Annotated in this window: 26 protein-coding genes and 2 pseudogenes; 21 read left to right on the forward strand and 7 right to left on the reverse strand. The window is 46.7% G+C overall.

Annotation, left to right across the window (positions count from 1 at the left end; genetic code table 11):
• Positions 1-28 precede the first annotated feature (28 nt).
• Positions 29-238, forward strand: a complete 210-nt coding sequence (locus A7589_RS00255) for a CsbD family protein (RefSeq protein WP_001030603.1) — start codon at positions 29-31, stop codon at positions 236-238.
• A gap of 41 nt (positions 239-279) precedes the next feature.
• Here A7589_RS00255 and zur read toward each other — a convergent pair whose 3' ends face one another.
• Complete coding sequence (zur, locus tag A7589_RS00260; RefSeq protein WP_000416266.1) at positions 280-795, reverse strand: zinc uptake transcriptional repressor Zur; 516 nt, start codon at positions 793-795, stop codon at positions 280-282.
• A gap of 469 nt (positions 796-1,264) precedes the next feature.
• Here zur and A7589_RS23110 point away from each other — a divergent pair, with 469 nt between their 5' ends.
• The 5 genes and pseudogenes from A7589_RS23110 to A7589_RS00290 form a co-directional block, all read left to right on the forward strand.
• Positions 1,265-1,507: a type II toxin-antitoxin system antitoxin SocA domain-containing protein gene (locus tag A7589_RS23110; protein WP_235613300.1), complete on the forward strand. Its 243-nt coding sequence runs from the start codon at positions 1,265-1,267 to the stop codon at positions 1,505-1,507.
• A gap of 58 nt (positions 1,508-1,565) precedes the next feature.
• Positions 1,566-1,823, forward strand: a complete 258-nt coding sequence (locus tag A7589_RS23115) for a Panacea domain-containing protein (protein ID WP_235613301.1) — start codon at positions 1,566-1,568, stop codon at positions 1,821-1,823.
• A 364-nt stretch (positions 1,824-2,187) separates the two neighbouring features.
• On the forward strand, positions 2,188-3,000 hold the full coding sequence (locus tag A7589_RS00275; RefSeq protein ID WP_108188677.1) for a glycosyltransferase: 813 nt from the start codon (positions 2,188-2,190) through the stop codon (positions 2,998-3,000).
• Between the two features lie 290 nt (positions 3,001-3,290).
• Positions 3,291-3,756 (forward strand): annotated as a pseudogene (locus tag A7589_RS00280) (phage portal protein); the annotation flags it as partial.
• A gap of 469 nt (positions 3,757-4,225) precedes the next feature.
• Positions 4,226-4,582, forward strand: a pseudogene (locus A7589_RS00290) (IS4 family transposase); the annotation flags it as partial.
• A 14-nt stretch (positions 4,583-4,596) separates the two neighbouring features.
• On the opposite strand, the gene A7589_RS00295 reads toward A7589_RS00290, so the two are convergent.
• From A7589_RS00295 to A7589_RS00325, 5 genes are all read right to left on the reverse strand, one after another.
• Positions 4,597-4,878 carry a pyocin activator PrtN family protein gene (locus A7589_RS00295; RefSeq protein ID WP_108188678.1) on the reverse strand — a complete coding sequence of 94 codons (282 nt, stop codon included), beginning with the start codon at positions 4,876-4,878 and terminating at the stop codon, positions 4,597-4,599.
• A gap of 251 nt (positions 4,879-5,129) precedes the next feature.
• On the reverse strand, positions 5,130-5,531 hold the full coding sequence (locus tag A7589_RS23120; protein ID WP_235613302.1) for a hypothetical protein: 402 nt from the start codon (positions 5,529-5,531) through the stop codon (positions 5,130-5,132).
• 352 nt (positions 5,532-5,883) lie between these two features.
• Positions 5,884-6,708 carry a YfdQ family protein gene (locus A7589_RS00305; protein WP_000081280.1) on the reverse strand — a complete coding sequence of 275 codons (825 nt, stop codon included), beginning with the start codon at positions 6,706-6,708 and terminating at the stop codon, positions 5,884-5,886.
• 64 nt (positions 6,709-6,772) lie between these two features.
• On the reverse strand, positions 6,773-7,135 hold the full coding sequence (locus A7589_RS00310; RefSeq protein WP_000135680.1) for a YfdP family phage-associated protein: 363 nt from the start codon (positions 7,133-7,135) through the stop codon (positions 6,773-6,775).
• 703 nt (positions 7,136-7,838) lie between these two features.
• The gene (locus A7589_RS00325) at positions 7,839-8,531 is read right to left on the reverse strand and encodes an XRE family transcriptional regulator (protein WP_001345148.1); all 693 of its coding nucleotides are present in this window, start codon (positions 8,529-8,531) and stop codon (positions 7,839-7,841) included.
• Between the two features lie 97 nt (positions 8,532-8,628).
• Between A7589_RS00325 and A7589_RS00335 the strand changes: the two genes are divergently transcribed.
• From A7589_RS00335 to A7589_RS00390, 12 genes are read left to right on the forward strand one after another with little or no spacing between them, the layout of a single operon-like run.
• On the forward strand, positions 8,629-8,889 hold the full coding sequence (locus A7589_RS00335; RefSeq protein ID WP_001191669.1) for a helix-turn-helix domain-containing protein: 261 nt from the start codon (positions 8,629-8,631) through the stop codon (positions 8,887-8,889).
• Complete coding sequence (gene ymfL, locus A7589_RS00340; RefSeq protein WP_063268627.1) at positions 8,882-9,433, forward strand: protein YmfL; 552 nt, start codon at positions 8,882-8,884, stop codon at positions 9,431-9,433. The genes A7589_RS00335 and ymfL overlap by 8 nt, the downstream gene beginning before the upstream one ends.
• Positions 9,430-10,578 (forward strand): Rha family phage regulatory protein, encoded by a 1,149-nt coding sequence (locus A7589_RS00345; protein WP_049027782.1) that lies wholly within the window; start codon positions 9,430-9,432, stop codon positions 10,576-10,578. Before ymfL ends, A7589_RS00345 begins: the two co-directional genes overlap by 4 nt.
• Positions 10,575-10,799, forward strand: a complete 225-nt coding sequence (locus A7589_RS00350) for a hypothetical protein (protein ID WP_000620698.1) — start codon at positions 10,575-10,577, stop codon at positions 10,797-10,799. The genes A7589_RS00345 and A7589_RS00350 overlap by 4 nt, the downstream gene beginning before the upstream one ends.
• Positions 10,796-11,614, forward strand: a complete 819-nt coding sequence (locus A7589_RS00355; RefSeq protein ID WP_049027780.1) for a helix-turn-helix domain-containing protein — start codon at positions 10,796-10,798, stop codon at positions 11,612-11,614. Before A7589_RS00350 ends, A7589_RS00355 begins: the two co-directional genes overlap by 4 nt.
• On the forward strand, positions 11,611-12,105 hold the full coding sequence (locus tag A7589_RS00360) for a PerC family transcriptional regulator (RefSeq protein ID WP_072252179.1): 495 nt from the start codon (positions 11,611-11,613) through the stop codon (positions 12,103-12,105). Before A7589_RS00355 ends, A7589_RS00360 begins: the two co-directional genes overlap by 4 nt.
• Positions 12,105-12,758 (forward strand): phage N-6-adenine-methyltransferase, encoded by a 654-nt coding sequence (locus A7589_RS00365; protein WP_000066917.1) that lies wholly within the window; start codon positions 12,105-12,107, stop codon positions 12,756-12,758. Before A7589_RS00360 ends, A7589_RS00365 begins: the two co-directional genes overlap by 1 nt.
• Entirely contained in the window at positions 12,755-13,081 is a 327-nt protein-coding gene (locus tag A7589_RS00370; RefSeq protein ID WP_000210148.1) for a LexA family protein, read from the forward strand. Before A7589_RS00365 ends, A7589_RS00370 begins: the two co-directional genes overlap by 4 nt.
• A complete protein-coding gene (locus A7589_RS00375; RefSeq protein ID WP_000767113.1) occupies positions 13,078-13,467 on the forward strand; it encodes a RusA family crossover junction endodeoxyribonuclease in 390 nt (129 codons plus the stop codon). The genes A7589_RS00370 and A7589_RS00375 overlap by 4 nt, the downstream gene beginning before the upstream one ends.
• 19 nt (positions 13,468-13,486) lie before the next feature.
• Positions 13,487-14,296 carry a KilA-N domain-containing protein gene (locus tag A7589_RS00380; protein WP_001061444.1) on the forward strand — a complete coding sequence of 270 codons (810 nt, stop codon included), beginning with the start codon at positions 13,487-13,489 and terminating at the stop codon, positions 14,294-14,296.
• A 7-nt stretch (positions 14,297-14,303) separates the two neighbouring features.
• Positions 14,304-15,293 carry a DUF968 domain-containing protein gene (locus A7589_RS00385; protein WP_024201531.1) on the forward strand — a complete coding sequence of 330 codons (990 nt, stop codon included), beginning with the start codon at positions 14,304-14,306 and terminating at the stop codon, positions 15,291-15,293.
• A gap of 17 nt (positions 15,294-15,310) precedes the next feature.
• On the forward strand, positions 15,311-15,676 hold the full coding sequence (locus A7589_RS00390; protein ID WP_001204819.1) for an antiterminator Q family protein: 366 nt from the start codon (positions 15,311-15,313) through the stop codon (positions 15,674-15,676).
• A gap of 84 nt (positions 15,677-15,760) precedes the next feature.
• Here the strand turns inward: A7589_RS00390 and A7589_RS00395 are convergent, their stop codons facing one another.
• Positions 15,761-16,207, reverse strand: coding sequence for a hypothetical protein (locus A7589_RS00395; protein ID WP_089591643.1), 447 nt, complete (start codon positions 16,205-16,207; stop codon positions 15,761-15,763).
• A gap of 270 nt (positions 16,208-16,477) precedes the next feature.
• On the opposite strand from A7589_RS00395, the gene A7589_RS23130 reads away from it, so the two are divergent.
• The 3 genes from A7589_RS23130 to A7589_RS00410 all read left to right on the forward strand — a co-directional run bounded on the left by A7589_RS23130 (position 16,478) and on the right by A7589_RS00410 (position 18,296).
• Positions 16,478-16,681: a hypothetical protein gene (locus tag A7589_RS23130; protein ID WP_063268626.1), complete on the forward strand. Its 204-nt coding sequence runs from the start codon at positions 16,478-16,480 to the stop codon at positions 16,679-16,681.
• 150 nt (positions 16,682-16,831) lie between these two features.
• Positions 16,832-17,884: a DNA-methyltransferase gene (locus A7589_RS00405; RefSeq protein WP_096965597.1), complete on the forward strand. Its 1,053-nt coding sequence runs from the start codon at positions 16,832-16,834 to the stop codon at positions 17,882-17,884.
• A gap of 76 nt (positions 17,885-17,960) precedes the next feature.
• On the forward strand, positions 17,961-18,296 hold the full coding sequence (locus A7589_RS00410) for a phage holin, lambda family (protein WP_001120502.1): 336 nt from the start codon (positions 17,961-17,963) through the stop codon (positions 18,294-18,296).
• Position 18,297 lies beyond the last annotated feature (1 nt).

Below are 18,297 nucleotides of genomic sequence, written 5' to 3' on the forward strand. Positions count from 1 at the left end.
TTCACCACCTAACGATGAGGACTTGAATATGAATAAAGACGAAGTCGGCGGTAACTGGAAACAGTTCAAAGGTAAAGTGAAAGAGCAATGGGGCAAACTGACCGATGATGATATGACGGTCATTGAAGGTAAACGTGATCAGTTAGTGGGTAAAATCCAGGAACGTTACGGTTACCAGAAAGATCAGGCAGAGAAAGAGGTCGTGGACTGGGAAACCCGCAATGAATACCGCTGGTAATTAATCCCTCCTGCCCGACGTGTACAAGGATGTACGCCCTCTTAACGAGGTTTCTTTTTCACCTGAATAGAGTGGTCATGATGGCACTGTTCAGGGTGACGACACGCTTCTACTTCTACACATGCTGAACATAATCCATGTGCTTCAATCACATTATGCCGCAGGGCAAAACCCATTTTTGCCGCCAGCGTATGCATGATGTCCTCCACACCTTCCGCACATTCTTCTTTCACTGCGCCGCAGCGATCGCAAATAAACATCGCTGAAGTATGCGTTGGTTGATCGAACAGGTGACAGAGCACATAGCTGTTGGTGGACTCAACTTTATGCACAAAACCTTGTTCAAGCAGAAAATCGAGCGCGCGATAAACCGTTGGCGGCTTGGCCTGCGGCTCTGCTTCACGCAGTAAATCAAGCAGATCGTAGGCGCTGATTGCTCCTTCCTGCAGACTCATCAGGCGCAACACTTCAAGGCGCTGCGGGGTCAGGCGCACATTACGCTGCGCACAGAGTTTTTCAGCCTGCGCTAATAACTCCTGCGTTGTGGTCTTTTCCATTGGGCACCTCAAAGTGGGGTTAAGAATGTCCTTACTTTACCATAGTTCTCACTTAAACGCCGAGAACAGGGCGTCATAGCTGCCGCATTGCCTGATCGCATATTTGTTATGCTATAGTAGCGCCCCAAATTCACCAGGTGCTTAAAAAAACGCCATGTCAGCAGAATCACAAACCGCTTATCCCGCATACCGTTTCTCCATTGCCCCGATGCTCGATAGGATGTATCGTTTTTGAAAAACAATTGGTTATACACGTTGTGGGAGCCTATTGGGAACCTTTTATTCTTAGAAACATCATTTTCTCATCATTACAATTGATCATGATTAAAGCCAGCTATAAACTTGATAAAAAAGGTAACTGGTTGCTTAGGTTCAAGTGGGCACACCATAAGAGGCTCATGTTAGTGATGAAGCAACCCATGAAGTATCGATAATAATTACAAAGTTCACTATCTTTGAGGTTTCTTATATGTTTTGCGAAGAAAAAGTAGCTCAAATGGCTGCACACCTACTTCTTAAGCGAGGTGGGCGCATGGCATATCTGAAATTGATGAAGCTGCTCTATCTGTCTAACCGCAAGTCGATTTTGAAGCATGGCAGGATGATCGGCGAAGATAGCCTTTACTCTATGAAATTTGGACCAGTCATGTCGAATACGCTGAACTTGATTCGTGGTAAGGCTGAAGGCATTGGTTACTACTGGTCAACTTGATAGAGTGATGTGTTGTTGCGTTCAGAGCCGAGGGAAATGGATGCAGACGAGGTCTTTGATGTTGAGCCGTACAGATATCCGTATTTTAGATGAAATCTATTCTCTGTATGGGCATATGAACCGATTTGATCTCGCAAACATGACGCATTTAGAAAGCGTTTGTCCAGAGTGGTACGATCTAGGCTATTCCCGTAAGCCTATAGACCTGAAAGAAATGCTGATCAGTGAGGGAAAAAGTGAGGATGAGGCTAATCGTATAATTGGTAAAATGGAAGAATCTCAGAAACTTAAGGAATTTTCTTTGCAATTATCATGACTGATATATCAGCCATACAGGAAAGGAACCGTGCTTGCCTCAACCGTGCCATGCAATCATCTTCATGTGATTTGTAATGATCCTGTTTATTACCCCGTTAACGATTGTTATTGTGTTTTGGTTGTTAATATTTCTAGTATCAAGTATGGTGTCCCCCGCGATCCGTCTTGCGTCTTGAATTCTGGTGATCATCGCTTTATCAAGCATCCAAGTTATGTTGTTTACGCTGAAGTTATAATTTAGTGGGGAATCTTTAAGCGAAAAATTCACAAGGGGCAAGTTTTCGATATAATTATTGGTAAAATGGTATTCATGACAGCACGTTGTTGACAAATAATAGCTAATTATGTTAGGGGTTATTTGAATGAAGCTTGTAGGAATAACTAGACTTAGTTTGGTAACAAATAAAACTTTAGGCTCTTTCAGAGCTACCAAGGATAAGTCATTGCCTGATGCAAAACAGGTCGTGTTCACAAAAGAAAGATTAGAGAAGAGATTAAAGCTTTTCTCAAATTTTTGCTTACCTACTTATTTGTCTTTGATAAAAGCAGATTCGGACGTTCATGCCATTTTGCTTATTAATGAAGATTTGCCAGAACCATATAAAGGTCAAATAAAGCAACTTGTATCAGGTAAAGAAAATATCCATTTGATTGAGATGGGCGATGATGCTGACATAGCAACTACAGCTAAATCTGTTATAAGTAATATTACAACTAACGAGCAAATTTTCACTTTTAGATATGATGATGATGACTGTCTGCCTACAAACTACGCTCAAATGATAAAAGAGAGGGTTTCACCAGACGCGGACCAGTTAGTGGTATCATTGAACAAAGGATACATGCTAAGCCGTGTGAGTGAACATGAATTTGGAATTAATGTTCGTAAATATCCATTGAATGCCTTCGGTTTAGGTGTCGTTTCAGCTCCAAACAAATTAAAGACTATATTTGAGTTGGGTGCTCATACAAAAATCACCCTTCCTACAATCCATGACACAGATAATATTGGATGGCTTTCTGCAGTCCACGACAATAACGATAGCAGAATAGGCCCAATGCTGGCTCCAATATCTGGTCCTGATAAAATTCTTGAGGTAACAAAAAATATCTTTCCTTATCTCACGATGGAAGCACTCTATGCCCTGCCCTTCAGACGTGCGCCGGATGCATAAAAACGCTAAACCATAAAATACTCAAACTCGGTCAAGTGCCGAGTTTTTACTTTACAAATACTTTCACAAAAGCCCTATACCTAAACTTTAACAGAGTAGTAATTCTTTACTGCAAGTAGCTATTGATGGTATGAATGGCATAGTTAAGCCTAGATTTTGAAGTGCCAACAGGGAAACTGTTGGTATTTCATATTTGAACGCGACACCCACCCGGCCTTATACCAATGCCCAGCAAAGGTGGGTAATCAATCAGCATTCAGGAGCAATGCTTTATCTATGATGATCTGCTTTACACTCTCCTGGGGGCAGATCAAATGTCTGGCGTACATGGTGAAGGCGGCTTCCTGCGCATGGCAATTCAGGTCGCCATGCGCGTTCCGTGGATCAAACAGGGTATTGAAGAGTTCATTCATCGCGCTATCGATATTCATCTTGCTTTCAAGTACGGTAAGGTATGCCCGGAGGGTGATCGCCCGTACAAAATCGAATTCTACTCCGTGAATCTCAGAGCACAACTATAACCGTGACTCGCAGGTACATTACCATCGTTACGCAAGTCCTCGATGCCGTCAGTAATAACCGCGTCCTCGCCAATTCTGATGTATTCAAACATTACCTGCTCTGCGATGTGCTGGAGATTGACGAAAAAATCTCTGAATCGCTGGTGAACGAACTGAAAGTTAAAAGCGAGGATGACGATCACCTGATGGATTCCATCATCAAAACACTGCACAGGAACTGGCGCAAATCTTTTAATCGGTCTTTAAATAGAGAAACGATAATGACTGATGTTTTGAAAACGGTTACTGACAGCTTTTGTCACTATAGCAATGCATAAAAAGATCACCAGAACGCGCGACAGTATGTATTAAGAGCAGTTAAAACCATACTTGAAAGCAAGGAAACTTAGGAGGGTTTACGCCTTGGTGAGCTTTTCGGCTATTACGGTCACGGTCGCTGCCAGCAGACCGGTGAACTGGAGGTACCGGAAACCTGCGTGATCATGGAGGAATACCGCCCGGTCGTAATCGATAATGTACCAGCTTGCCGCACAGTGGCTATATTCGTTGACGACAACAGGAAATCATTAACACAGAGCCTGGTAAAATTGTCGCAACGATGATCGAAAGTCATGTTGGTGATTGGAACTGGGCCACTGGACTGGTAGGCGTGAGTCTGGGAAAATCGCTGTAAGCACCAGCTTCCATGGAATGGATAATGTGAAGAGGTGGAGGAGCTTTACCAATTCACGATGGGAAATCGGGTTCAGAAACCTGAAAAGCAGCCTGTTGAACAATACCCTAGTACTGAGAAGTCGTAAAGTTGAGCCGCCGTAACAGGAGGTTTATAGTATGTTACTAGCTTACAACCTGATACGGCGTGAGGCAACAAAAGCGGCAGAGAAACACAAAAAAGTGGCATCCCCAGGGAACATCCTGAAACGACTGGAGAATTTGCGGGGGGTGGCATAACAAAACGCCCCAGACCATCAAGGACGAGGGCGGTTAAAATATCAAAAACCCGTTATCCGATGAAACGAAACGCAGTGCCGCTCCACTTAAGTGAACGGCATTGGCCTTAAGGCGGTTTTTTTCTTTAGTTATGTTCTTTGCTCTTTTGTTTGCCTGTTCTGACCTGTTCCCACTCGATGCGTCCTTCTTCTCGTCTTTTGTCTATGTATTCCGCAAGATCCTGAATATTGATGCAGCGTTTTGCTTTTTGTGATGTACCGATGCGATATGTAGGTACAGGCAACTTACAAGCGTTTGCTTTTGCTTCTGCTGTGGCTGGACTCATACCAAAGTATTTTTGACTAACTGCTGAGAGTTCAATGTTTAGGGTATTGAATTCAGCCATCAGTAAAAACAAGGTATTCATATCATTTCTCCATCATAACCGGCTGCACCCGGTGAGTTACTTATTCATTTCAATAATATTATTTTCTATCATTGATTTATTTAAAACCAAAGAAGGAGCAAGATGGTTGTCTATTTTAAATAATGCATAACTTTTAAACCGTTGGTGATATCCGTAACCAATAAGGATGCTAGAAAAATCTCTTAATTCATCTTCTTTAAGAACATGAAAATGAAATGGGTTGTCGCCATTTATGGACAATGAAGCATCTATTATGCAGTATTTCTCTCCGTTGTCATTTGCATAGAAAAAATATAAGACATTCTGTTTGTTAAGACAATGTCATTAAATTTTATTATGTCTGGAATTATTTTGTTTTTCATATTTAGTGCCACATGTTTATTTTCAGAAATACATTTGATTTCATCTCCAGATGTCGTGATTATATAAAAATGAAACTTATCAGAAATATCTAACTTAACTACGCCATCATTATTATAAAGGCTGCTAAATTTTGGTAGTTCAACTTTTAAAGAATCATAGTTCTTTAGAAGAAGAGGGGAGTCAAATTTAATAACTTGTAGTATCCCTTTCCCTTCAACCTCCATATTGATTGAAGATATAGCAATTGCATTATCTCTTTTATTAGTCAGGATTATGGTTGATATATGCATGTCATATATTTACTTACATTTTTTGAATACGACACTGTCACCTTTTTTGATATTTTTTGTACGCCAAAATATATAGTGAATCCTGCGGCAAAAATAGATAAAAATTTAATGTCAAATAAGGACCATAACCACATTAGTTGCTCAATTGCTTCAGAGTTAATCATTTGCTTTACCATTATCGCTGTAATACAACACATGTGCGTATATATACGCAATGCAATTATTTTGCAAGTGCTTCATTTACTATCAATAGCTACGTCACGTTATCGTTTAATGGTTCTTTATAGGGGCGGCAATAGTTAAAATTATCGCTTCCGCAAACGCCCCCGCAGGGGCAATTGCGGTAATGAAATCAGGCGGTGAAAGTACCAATAAAGGTTTCTACTTTGCTGTCTTTGAATTTTTCAACAAGCAGATCACGAAATTCGTTAGCCATTTCTTCCTGCACTGCTTCCAGCTGAATAATGCGCAGAACCAGTACAGGACGATCGCCAGTGATAATGCTGAGGCGTAATTTAAACGGACGTTCTTTCAGACCTTCAAACGGAACGCATTTAAATTCAAATGCCACTGGCATAATGTCTTTGGTCTTCGCTTCGACAGACTCCATCAGGGAGCGTTTGCCGCTGAAGTCATTATCTTCAAAATCAGCGGTCTGGTTCGCTTCAATTGTGATTTTACGGATCGCCGCAGCCGCTTTGGTTGCCTGAATGGCGTCACCATTAGCATCAAAGCCCACAAGGTAGTCGGCCCAGTCTTCAATCCATTCTGCCAGTGACTTCTGGGAGTTACGCTCGCCGTTCACAGACAACAGGGCAGAGAACGGTGCTGTCTTTTTCAGTTTGAGAGTGGCGGTGTTATCTGCGTGACCTGGTTCATCAATAGTACCCAGGTTAAGCACACTGACGGCACGCATATTATCAGCATCGATAAAGCAGCGGGTGCCTTCATCTGCAAGATCTTTAGAATAACGGGTAAAGTCATCGATGCTGGCAGTGGAAAGCGCACCACGGAAACGGAAGCGATTTAAATTAAATTTTTCCAGATCATGAATGCGGAAATTCTCAGGCAATGCCACAGCATCGGCACCAATCTTACTGATAATTTCATTAACACCCTGAGCAGAAATAAGGGCATGGATTTGATTAATTGCGGTTGCGTCTAAGTTCTGAGACATAATAAGTCCTCACTATATAAAGATATTCAGTGATGAGATAAATAATCAGCTTATTAATAACGTATTAATGACCTGCTGCGCGGAGTTTTCCGTCAGGTTCACCGGCAAGAGTCAGTAATTGTCCCTGGTCTTCCTGCAGAATAGTCAGGCGACCACCGCGATTGACATACATCGGCGTTTCGGTGGTGTCTTCTTCGGAAATTTTCCCGCGGTTAGTCGGGCGAACATATGAGAGTTTGTGTTTGATTTTCACACGGTTCTCATCAAATGGTTCGATTTCCAGGTTGAGTGAGACCTTACCTTTGGTTTTCGTGTTCATCACACCTGAAGCGACTTCACTGAGAACTGCGCCGATTTTGGTTTCAAATACGCCGCCGTCCAGCTCCCCGATAAATGCCTGCACATCAGTACTGCGTTCGCTAGCCATTTTGCTGCTCCTCATCATATCGACCCTGCAAGGTCGGTTGGTTTCTCCACAAAACAGAGAAGAACACCTGCGGTGACTGCCGCCCGGATGGATTGGGTTATGAGCCCGTCGTCCGGTGATGCTCTTCTCTGTTTTGTAAAAAGAGCGGTACCAGCCGGAAGCAAGTGTACAAACTGGTACCGCCAAAGCAGTGGCTGTTGTGGTGGGGTTGTCACTCAGGCGTATGGTCAACCTGACAATCCGGTGTCCTCAACGGGGAAAGAGTAACCCCGCCATACTTACCGCCGCGCCATTTCGCGGATTACCACAACGCTGAGAGCACTTAGCCAGTTACGGCACCACACTTTGTCGCGGTTCCATAAATGCCCTCATCGTTGCACCCTGGTCTCTTCCCAGGTGTCAAACCGAACCGCCACGCTGGTTAGGCGTCTTATCAGCATCATCATTGACTTGCACATTCCGGCTACCTGGTTTGTTTGCCCGAGCAAGGAGTGGATTGTCCCCTTTAACGTCCCCAGACCGCTAACGACGCATGTGCCATACGCCGTGTTACAACCAAATTTTGTTAGTACCTTGTTTGTAGGTCTGGAAAGAAAGATAAAATGAAGTTGCGCATTATGCAAGTGTTTTTATTGCGAGATATGCAATTTAGTGGGTAATGAAAAGCCACCTTCTGGTGGCTAATTGATGTTGAGGTAGGGGGTTAATTGTGTCGCTTAAGGGTTTGTGACTGACTGATTAAGACCTTTCCAAAGACCATAAACCGGTGTTCGTTTTCGCTGGTAATTCCCCATTCGCGGTAAATCTGATTATCAGAAATTACCAGCAGTTTATCAGGTATCATTTGCAGTCGTTTGACGTAAATTTTATCATCAAAACCAAATACATATATACCATCCCCATCAAACTGATTGATACTGATATCAACGAAGATGAGATCTCCTGGCTCAATGGTTGGACACATACTGTCCCCACGAACGTTGATAACTTTAATGTGATTTGCTGGTCGTCCACCAAACATCGATACAGCATTATCAGTTCTGTATTCAATGGCATGAATCACATCAATGACATCACCGCCCTGGATAAGGCCATTTCCCGCACTGGCACTGACATCCAGCATTTCAATACGGAATACATCCTTCACCTGCGCAACATCCTCACTAATACTGTTTTTACATACAGTATTACTTTTGAGGTCTGAGGTAAAGAGATCAGCAATATCAACACCTAAGCTCCTGGCAATATTACTCAGGGCTTGTTCAGTGAATTGTTTCTGCTTACCTGTTTCGAGGCGCGAGATATTCGCCGCATCCACTCCTATTGCTTCAGCGAGATCGGCGATTTTCATGTTCTTCGCCTGGCGAAGTTGTCTGACTCGATTTCCTATGTTCATGCGTTTATTACATTTCTTTATTGCGCGTTAAGCAAATCAACTTGCGCAAAATATTTGCGTGAAATAATATGCTCATCACGCAATATGTGGAGGTTATATGCAATCACCATTACGGAATGTGCGTAAGGCGCACGGATTTACTTTGCAGCATGTTGCTGCGGGCGTTCAGGTCAATCCAGCGACGCTGAGTCGTATTGAAAGACTGGAACAAATTCCATCTATCGATCTTGCAGAACGTCTGGCCAATTTTTTTAAGGGTGAAATCAGCGAAATGCAGATTCTTTATCCGGCACGTTTTCAATCTAGCCAAAACCAGAATGGGTTTAAACCACAGGAACAGGAGGTAAGCCGTGGGTAAGCATCATTGGAAAGTGGAAAAACAACCTGAGTGGTACGTGAAAGCTGTCAGAAAAACTATCGCGGCATTGCCTGGGGGTTACGCTGAAGCTGCTGACTGGCTGGATGTAACAGAGAACGCTTTATTCAACCGCCTTCGTGCAGATGGCGATCAGATTTTCCCGCTGGGATGGGCAATGGTTTTACAGCGCGCGGCTGGCACTCACTACATTGCGGATGCTGTCGCACAGTCTGCTGGTGGGGTGTTCGTATCGCTTCCTGAAATTGAGGAAGTAGAGAACGCCGATATAAACCAGCGCCTGCTGGAAGTCATCGAACAGATCGGGAATTACTCAAAGCAGATTCGTTCGGCAATCGAAGACGGTGTAGTGGAACCGCATGAGAAGACAGCAATTAACGACGAACTGTATCTGTCAATTTCGAAGCTCCAGGAGCATGCAGCACTGGTCTACAAAATCTTCTGCGCTCCAGAAAAGAGTGACGCCCGCGAGTGTGCAGCTCCGGGCGTCGTGGCGTTTTGTGTCTGTGGAGAAACTAACGCATGAACAGTTTAACGGCAAATAACCGTTTGTCGCAACAGCTGGTGGTCAGTGTCGCTGAACACCTGTTGTTACGGCATGAATGCAGATTACCAAATCACCTGGCTGTAAGTAACCACAGAGAACTTTACCTGACTGTGGGGGGCGAGTTGTGCAGGAACTTAACCGCTGGTTTCGTGACGGAAGAGGGCTTTATGTCCATGTTATTCGTTGGGAGCCAGAAACACATCGCGTTATCTATCTTCGCAAAGACTACCCGCATGAGTGCTTTAGTCCTTTGTGGAAATTCAGGCGTGATTTTGTTGAGTGTGAAGGACCACCAGCACATTGATTCTGCCATTCCGGGACGTTACACTGTTCAGGCACCTTATAAAGCGGGTGCCGGGATTGGCGTCCTGGAATTGCATACGGCGACAATTGGCGCGTTAGCGTCTTTTTTGTTGCTACAACTCAGCTATACCCAAATTATGGTGGGCTGGGTGGGGGCACCGAAAGGTGCGCCGGTTTCCGTATGCGCCGGTTACGCCAACCCTGCTCAGTTCACCACCAGCGAAATTGGCGTTTCCGGTGGTGGAAGTTATCCATTGCATACGGAGGCTGCCATCATGGCTACGATCCCTGCCTTAGTACAACCTGAACTTTGCATTATTGCAGACAAAGTTGTTACTTCTTCTCTGGCTGTTGCTAGTTATTTCGGCAAACAACACAAAAATGTCATTCAAAAAATTGCGTCTCTTGAATGCTCTGCCGAATTTACTGAGCTGAATTTCCAGCTCAGTGAGTACATCGACGCATCAGGCCGAAAACTACCTTGCTATCAAATAACCCGCGACGGCTTTGCGTTTCTTGCTATGGGTTTCACGGGTAAACGTGCTGCCCAGTTCAAAGAGGCATACATCAATGCCTTTAACCAGATGGAGAAACAGCTTTCAAAGCCCGCTGTACCGAGCGACGTTGCACATAACGCCAGCGTTCTCTATTCCTACATTTCATCAATTCATCAGGTCTGGCTGCAGCAGCTTTATCCTATGTTGGCAAAAGCCGAATCTCCGCTGGCTGTTAGCTTGTATGACTATATTAATGATGCTTCGGCACTGGCCTGCCTCATAAATTTGTCGCTGAACCCTTCAGAGGTAAGGGGGCGCAAATGATCCGGAATATTTTCAAACGGTTTACCAATCAGACTTTCCGTTGTCCTCGTCCGGGTCAGTGGTACACCACACCTGCAGGGCATGTTCTACGTGTTAGCCTGGTTGACCGTGAATGTCAGAAGGTGATTTGTGAACCGCTGGGCCGTAGTTACCGCGTCAGTATGCCGCTTATAGCCTTTCGCTCCGGAAAAAACATGAAGCATCTCGGAGGTGCTGCATGAGTATGGAGCTGATGGTTAAAGCGATGAAAATTCGAGTGGGAAATCCATTGCGAAAACTGGTTCTGATTAAGCTGGCTGATAATGCCAGCGATCAGGGCGAGTGCTGGCCCAGCTATCAGCATATCGCTGATCAGTGCGAGATTAGCAAACGTTCTGTGATGAATCATATTGCGGCCCTCTGTGAGTCCGGGCTGGTAAAAAAAGTCACCCGGAAAGGTGAAAAAGGTAACTCAAGTAATATCTATCTTCTTCATCTTGATAGTGCAGGAGATTCACTAGGGGGTAGTGCAAATAATTCACTATCTGGTGCAGCAAATTCACCAGGTAGTGCAGGAGTTGCACCAGGGGGTAGTGCAGGAGATTCACCCAGAACCAGTCACTCTTTTGAACCAGTCAAAGAATCAGTCAATGAACCAATAGCTTTTGGTGCATCTGCTGATGAGTCTGTGCGAGTTCGTTCAAACCGACCGGAATACTCTCCGGAGTTTGAGCAGGCATGGCTGGCATATCCCAAACGTGCTGGTGGCAATTCAAAATCTGCAGCCTTCAAAGCCTGGAAAGCCCGTTTGAATGAGGGGGTAAACCCCGAAACCATGCTGGAAGGTGTGAAACGCTACGCGGGCTGGGTATCTGCGATGGGTAACAGTGGCACACAATTTGTGAAACAGGCTGTCACGTTCTTTGGTCCGGATCGTCATTTCGAAGAATCCTGGGAAGTTCCTGCGGTATCTGCAGCCAGACGTGAGGATCCGTACTTCAAAGCCAGTTACGACAACGTGGACTACAGCCAGATCCCGGCAGGATTCAGGGGGTGATCATGAGTCTTTTGAATGAAGTTCAGAAATTCATTGAAGCCCATCCGGGGTGTACTTCCGGAGACATTGCGGATGCTTTTGCAGGTTACTCACGGCAGCGCGTTCTGCAGTCAGCAAGCAAGTTACGTCAGAGTGGGCGTGTGGCTCACCGTTGTGAAGGAGATACACGCAGACATTTCCCGCGCCTGACTGAGAGAGCGCAGGAGCCGGAACCACAACCAGTTCGTGAAACCAGACCTGTGCGCAATTTCTATGTCGGCACTAACGATCCCCGGGTGATTTTGTGCCTGACCCGCCAGGCTGAAGAACTGGAGTCAAGGGGCTTATACCGTCGTGCTGCAACCGTGTGGATGGCGGCATTCCGTGAAAGCCACTCCCAGCCAGAACGAAACAATTTTCTGACGCGTCGTGAGCGGTGCTTACGGAAAAGCAGCAAGCGCGCTGCATCGGGTGAAGAGTGGTATCTGTCAGGGAATTACGTGGGGGCTTAATGAGTAATAAATATTGCCAGGCGCTGGTGGAACTGCGGAACAAACCAGCCCATGAACTGAAGGAAGTGGGCGATCAGTGGCGCACGCCGGACAACATTTTCTGGGGAATTAACACCCTGTTTGGCCCGTTTGTTCTGGATCTGTTCACTGACGGTGATAACGCCAAATGTGCTGCGTATTACACGGCGGAAGACAACGCGCTGGCGCATGACTGGTCAGAACGTCTTGCGGAGCTTAAAGGGGCTGCCTTTGGTAATCCCCCGTACAGCCGCGCCAGTCAGCATGAGGGGCAATACATCACCGGCATGCGTTACATCATGAAACATGCCAGTGCCATGCGTGATAAGGGTGGGCGCTATGTTTTCCTGATCAAAGCTGCCACCAGCGAAGTGTGGTGGCCGGAAGATGCAGACCATATTGCTTTTATTCGCGGGCGTATTGGTTTTGAACTGCCTGCCTGGTTTATCCCGAAGGACGAGAAGCAGGTGCCGACAGGAGCGTTCTTCGCTGGTGCTATTGCTGTTTTCGACAAGACCTGGAAGGGACCGGCAATCAGCTACATCGGGCGCGATGAACTTGAGGCATGTGGTGAGGCCTTTCTGGCGCAGGTTCGCCAGCAGGCAGAAAAACTTGTCAGGGAGATGGCGGCATGACGACGTTAACTCAATGCCAGCAGCAGGTGCTGGATATGCTGATTTCTTACCAGAAAGAACGTGGCTTTCCGCCAACCAATCAGGAGGTGGCAACCATGCTGGGATACCGTTCAGTGAATGCAGCGGTGGAGCATCTTCGCGCACTGGAGAAAAAAGGCGTCATCACGATAAAGCGTGGCGTGGCCCGGGGCATCACGCTTCATACCGCGGTGAAGGACGACGACAGCGAGGCGGCCGGGATTATCCGCGCACTGCTTGCTGGTGAGGAAAACGCCAGGCTGCGTGCAGCCCACTGGTTACATGAGAGGGGCCTGAAAGTATGAAGCTAATACTGCCTTTTCCGCCCAGCGTGAACACGTACTGGCGACACCCCAACAAAGGGGCGTTTGCAGGTAAGAGCCTGATAAGCGCGGCGGGGCGAAAATTCCAGAGCGCGGCGTGTGCAGCAATAGTTGAGCAGTTACGTCGTCTGCCAAAACCAACGTCGGCACCTGCTTCAGTGGAGATCGTGTTGTTTCCTCCGGATAACCGGATCCGCGATCTGGACAACTATAACAAGGCGCTGTTTGACGCCCTGACCCACGCGGGTGTGTGGGAAGACGACAGCCAGGTGAAAAGAATGCTGGTGGAGTGGGGACCAGTTATCCCGGAAGGGAAGGTCGAGATCACTATCAGTAAGTACGAGAAAACGGCGGGTGCAGCCGCCTGATTAAGAGGAGAAACGAAGTATGAATAATCTGATGGTCATTGATGGTATTGAAGTTCGTCGTGATGCTTATGGGCGTTACAGCCTGAACGATCTGCATCGCGCAGCAGTAGCATCTGGTGCAAATGCCAGAACCAAGGAGCCAGGAAAGTTTCTTTCCAGCCAACAAACTGTTGAGCTTGTTCATGAATTGACCAACACCCAGAATTTGGGTGTTGACCCGGTGAGTGTGATTCATGGGGGAAATGAACGGGGAACGTATGTCTGCAAGGAACTGGTGTATGCCTATGCAATGTGGATCAGCCCGTCATTCCATCTGAAGGTGATCCGTACTTTCGACATGGTAACCAGCGCACCGGAAAAATTATCCGGACAGGCTGCTGACAAGATGCAGGCTGGTGTGATTCTGCTGGACTTTATGCGCCGGGAATTAAACCTGTCTAACTCTTCAGTGCTTGGTGCCTGTCAGAAACTCCAGGAGGCTGTTGGCTTACCGAATCTGGCACCGCGCTATGCCATTGATGCTCCTGCTGACGCGCCTGATGGCTCAAGCCGCCCCACGCTGTCACTGAGTGCACTGCTGAAGCAGTATGGTATCCGCCTGACAGCTAATCAGGCATATCACCAGATGGCGAAGCTGGGGATCGTTGAACAACGTGAACGATACAGCCGTACCGCGATTAACAACATCAAAAAATTCTGGTCGCTGACGGCGAAAGGCTGCATGTTCGGTAAGAACATCACCAGCCCCGCAAATCCGCGCGAGACGCAGCCGCATTTCTTCGAATCCCGATTCCCTGAGCTGTTAAAGCTGCTCGATACCGTTCATTGAGGTGACCGTGAGAGCACTACTGACCCCTGAAATTGCCCCGCGTATGGGGATCGTATTGTTCAGACCAGGTTCAGAGCTGATGCCCCTGTTTATGCAGGGGCGTGTCCTGCTGGAGCCTGAGCCGGAACGTTATTCATCTTTCGCCAGTGGTGCCGTTCCGGCGGCATCACAACCGCTGGCGGATGATCCTGCCGTTCAGGCCGTGTTCCGCAATGAGGCAGTGATCCGTCGTGCTGGTGGCGTGGAATGTCTTGAAAGCTGGTTACTTCGTGAAAAAGGCTGCCAGTGGCCTCATTCCGACTGGCACAGCGAGAACATGACCACAATGCGACACGCTCCGGGCGCAATCCGTCTGTGCTGGCACTGCGATAACCAGCTGCGCGATCAGTTCACGGAACGGCTGGAATCAATGGCAACGGATAACTGTGCCCGCTGGGTGTTGTCTGTTGTGCGTCGGGATCTCGGTTTTGATGATAGTCACGTTGTGACAATGCCGGAACTGTGCTGGTGGCTGATTCGTAATGATCTGGCGGATGCCTTACCGGAAAGTGCAGCCCGTAAGGCACTGAGATTACCGAAGCCTGTTGTGCCGTCTGTTACCCGGGAAAGTGACCTTGTGCCTTCGGTTCCTGCCACCAGCATCATCCAGGATAAAGTGAAAAAGGTGCTGGCGCTGAAAGTGGATCCGGAGTCGCCGGAGTCTTTTATGTTACGCCCAAAACGTCGCCGCTGGGTTAATGAAAAGTACACGCGCTGGGTTAAGACACAGCCGTGTGCATGTTGTGGTAAGCCTGCTGATGATCCCCACCACCTGATAGGTCACGGTCAGGGTGGAATGGGTACAAAAGCGCATGACCTCTTTGTGTTGCCTTTGTGCAGAAAGCATCACGACGAGCTGCATGCGGATACCGTGGCATTTGAAGAGAAGTATGGCTCCCAGCTGGAGCTGATATTTCGTTTTATCGATCGTGCGCTGGCAATTGGCGTGCTGGCCTGATTTTGTGGAGAAAGTTGATGCGTGATATTCAAATGGTTCTTGAACGTTGGGGGGCATGGGTGGCAAATAATCACGAGGATGTCACCTGGTCGTCTATTGCTGCAGGATTTAAAGGACTAATCCCTTCAAAAGTAAAATCCCGCCCGCAATGTTGTGACGATGACGCGATGATCATTTGTGGGTGCATGGCTCGCCTGAAAAAGAACAACAGCGATTTGCACGATTTATTAGTGGATTATTATGTAGGTGGTATGACGTTTATGGCGCTTGCCCGTAAACATGGGCGTTCTGATTGCTGGGTTGGGCGTTTATTGCAAAAGGCTGAAGGTGTAGTTGATGGCATGTTAATGATGTTAGAAATTGAGCTAGAGATGGATCGTTAGAAGACCTCTTATTGAGGGGGTAATTGAATCAGTTTAATGTGTGGGGAGTCGATTTATTCTCCCCATTTTATTTAATTAATTTACTTAAGGTTTTAATTCATCAAGACGTTGTTGGATAGTGTTTTTGCTTGCGTTGTCTGTTATAGCCATTTGTTGTACTTGCCCCATTGCCATTTGAGTTTCCATCCACATATCGGCCCACACTTTTGTATCGTTATTAACTTGAGCGATAGTAAATCTGACTTTTGATACCGGGGTTGTTGAATAGGCATTGCCGATTAACATTTGTCCAAAAACAGCAGAGCCGCCTTCCAGTTCTTTACCACATATAACACTGCTGTTATCCGCGTTGTAAATTATCAACCCTCTACTATTGCAGTAATTCACAAGGGCATCTTTGACTTTATCTTTTGTCATATTTTGATAAACCCCCTCAGGTTTTCCTGATTGAGTTTTCTTTATCAATGGTACGGAAGAAGTACAACCTGAAATGATAGTTGCGCTAAGTAATAGTACAGTCATTTTATTCATGTTTCTTATCCATTGTTAAGGGCATACCCACACAATTATTTTTATTGGAGATGAATAATCAACCGTTTACAATCGTAAAAAATCAAATATGCTGTTAAGAGTGGTTACTTCGCCACACAACTTAAACCCGCCGCTGAGCGGTTTTTTTGTACCTGTAAACTTGGTGCAGTACAGTAAACACGCTGGTGGTCGTGAATACTGACTTTTTATCTTGCTGGCTTTTTAGACAAGAGTTATTGGTATGTCATGTTAACCAGAAGGGGAAAAGACATGCTAAAACAGCAAGATATGACAGAAACCGCCGCCGCAGTCCTTCATTTCTTACCTGCTGACAAGTGGGTAACGCCACGCATGATGACGAGAACTACCGGAGTAAGCGAAGCCCGGTGCCAGTTAATACTGACCCAGTTAGTTCTGGCGGGTCTGGCGAAGGGTAACGGCGGGTACGGGAATAAATTCAGACGCTGCCAGTAATGGCGGTTTCCTGCTGTGAAAATGGGCGGCTGGTGGGTGTTGGTAGCACCTGCCAGCCATTCGCTCATGCTTACTGGTCACAAGCGAACCACGGCCCACTGCTTTAGCGCAAAAGCAGAGTGAGCCTACCAGAGTTACGCTTACTGATCCATGAAAAACACTGTAAAAATAAACAGTGTTGATTTAATCAACGCTGATTGCCTGCATTTTATTCAGTCCCTGCCTGATGATTCCATTGACCTGATTGTTACCGATCCGCCGTACTTCAAGGTGAAACCCAACGGCTGGGACAATCAGTGGAAAGGGGACGAAGATTACCTTAAGTGGCTGGATCACTGTCTGGCCCAGTTCTGGCGGGTGTTAAAACCTGCTGGAAGCCTTTACCTGTTCTGTGGGCATCGCCTGGCATCTGATATTGAGATCATGATGCGTGAACGTTTCAACGTGCTTAACCATATCATCTGGGCGAAGCCGTCCGGACGTTGGAATGGGTGTAATAAAGAAAGTCTGCGCGCATATTTTCCTGCCACAGAGCGCGTTCTGTTTGCTGAACATTACCAGGGGCCATATCGCGGCAAAAGTGACGGCTATGCGGCAAAAGAAAGGGAACTCAAACAGCACATAATGGCACCGCTGATATCGTATTTCAGGGATGCTCGTGCCGAACTGGGTATAACGGCAAAACAAATTGCCGAAGCCACAGGTAAGAAAAATATGGTTTCCCACTGGTTTGGTGCCAGTCAGTGGCAGTTGCCGAATGAGGCTGACTATCGGAAGTTACAGGCACTGTTTTCCCGTATAGCGGCAGAGAAGTTTCAGGAACAACAACTGGAACAACCACACCACCAGCTGGTGGCATCTTATGATTCACTGAATCGCAAATATTCTGAATTGCTGGATGAGTTTAAATCTCTCCGGCGCTATTTCTCCGTATCAGTCTCCGTGCCTTATACCGATGTCTGGACGCATAAGCCCGTTCAGTTCTACCCGGGTAAACATCCGTGCGAGAAACCGGCGGATATGCTCCGGCAAATAATCAATGCCAGTAGTAGACCTGGTGATCTGGTTGCTGATTTCTTTATGGGATCCGGTTCCACAATAAAAGCGGCAATGGCGCTGGGGCGTCAGGCGTTAGGTGTTGAACTTGAGTCAGAGCGGTTTAATCAGACGGTGAAAGAGGTAAGTGAACTGGTGGGGAAATAATTCTGGTGGCCACGTTGCGTGGCCTTTTTATTTCCAACACAGCACCCGCAAATATCGCGAGGTGAGAGATGACGAAATGCCTCATAACCCAAATACATGGCCGGACTGGCTGGAGTTGTTTCAGAGCTGGTGGCGTGGAGACACACCGCTTGGTGCAGTGATTATGTCGATCGTTATGGCTGGTTTGCGCATCGCCTATTTTGGCGGTGGTGGTGGCTGGAAGCGAAAAACGCTCGAGATTTTGCTATGTGGCGCTCTGACGCTGACCTTTGCATCCGCTCTTGAGTATGTCGGATGGCCTAAATCGCTTTCTGTTGCCATTGGTGGTGGCGTGGGGCTGATCGGTGTCGATGCTATTCGTGGGGCTGCAATGCGAGTAATCGGTAACAAATTTGGTAGCTCGAAGGAGTAAT

It is taken from the genome of Escherichia sp. MOD1-EC6475 (genome assembly GCF_003046645.1).
Taxonomy (GTDB): domain Bacteria; phylum Pseudomonadota; class Gammaproteobacteria; order Enterobacterales; family Enterobacteriaceae; genus Escherichia; species Escherichia ruysiae.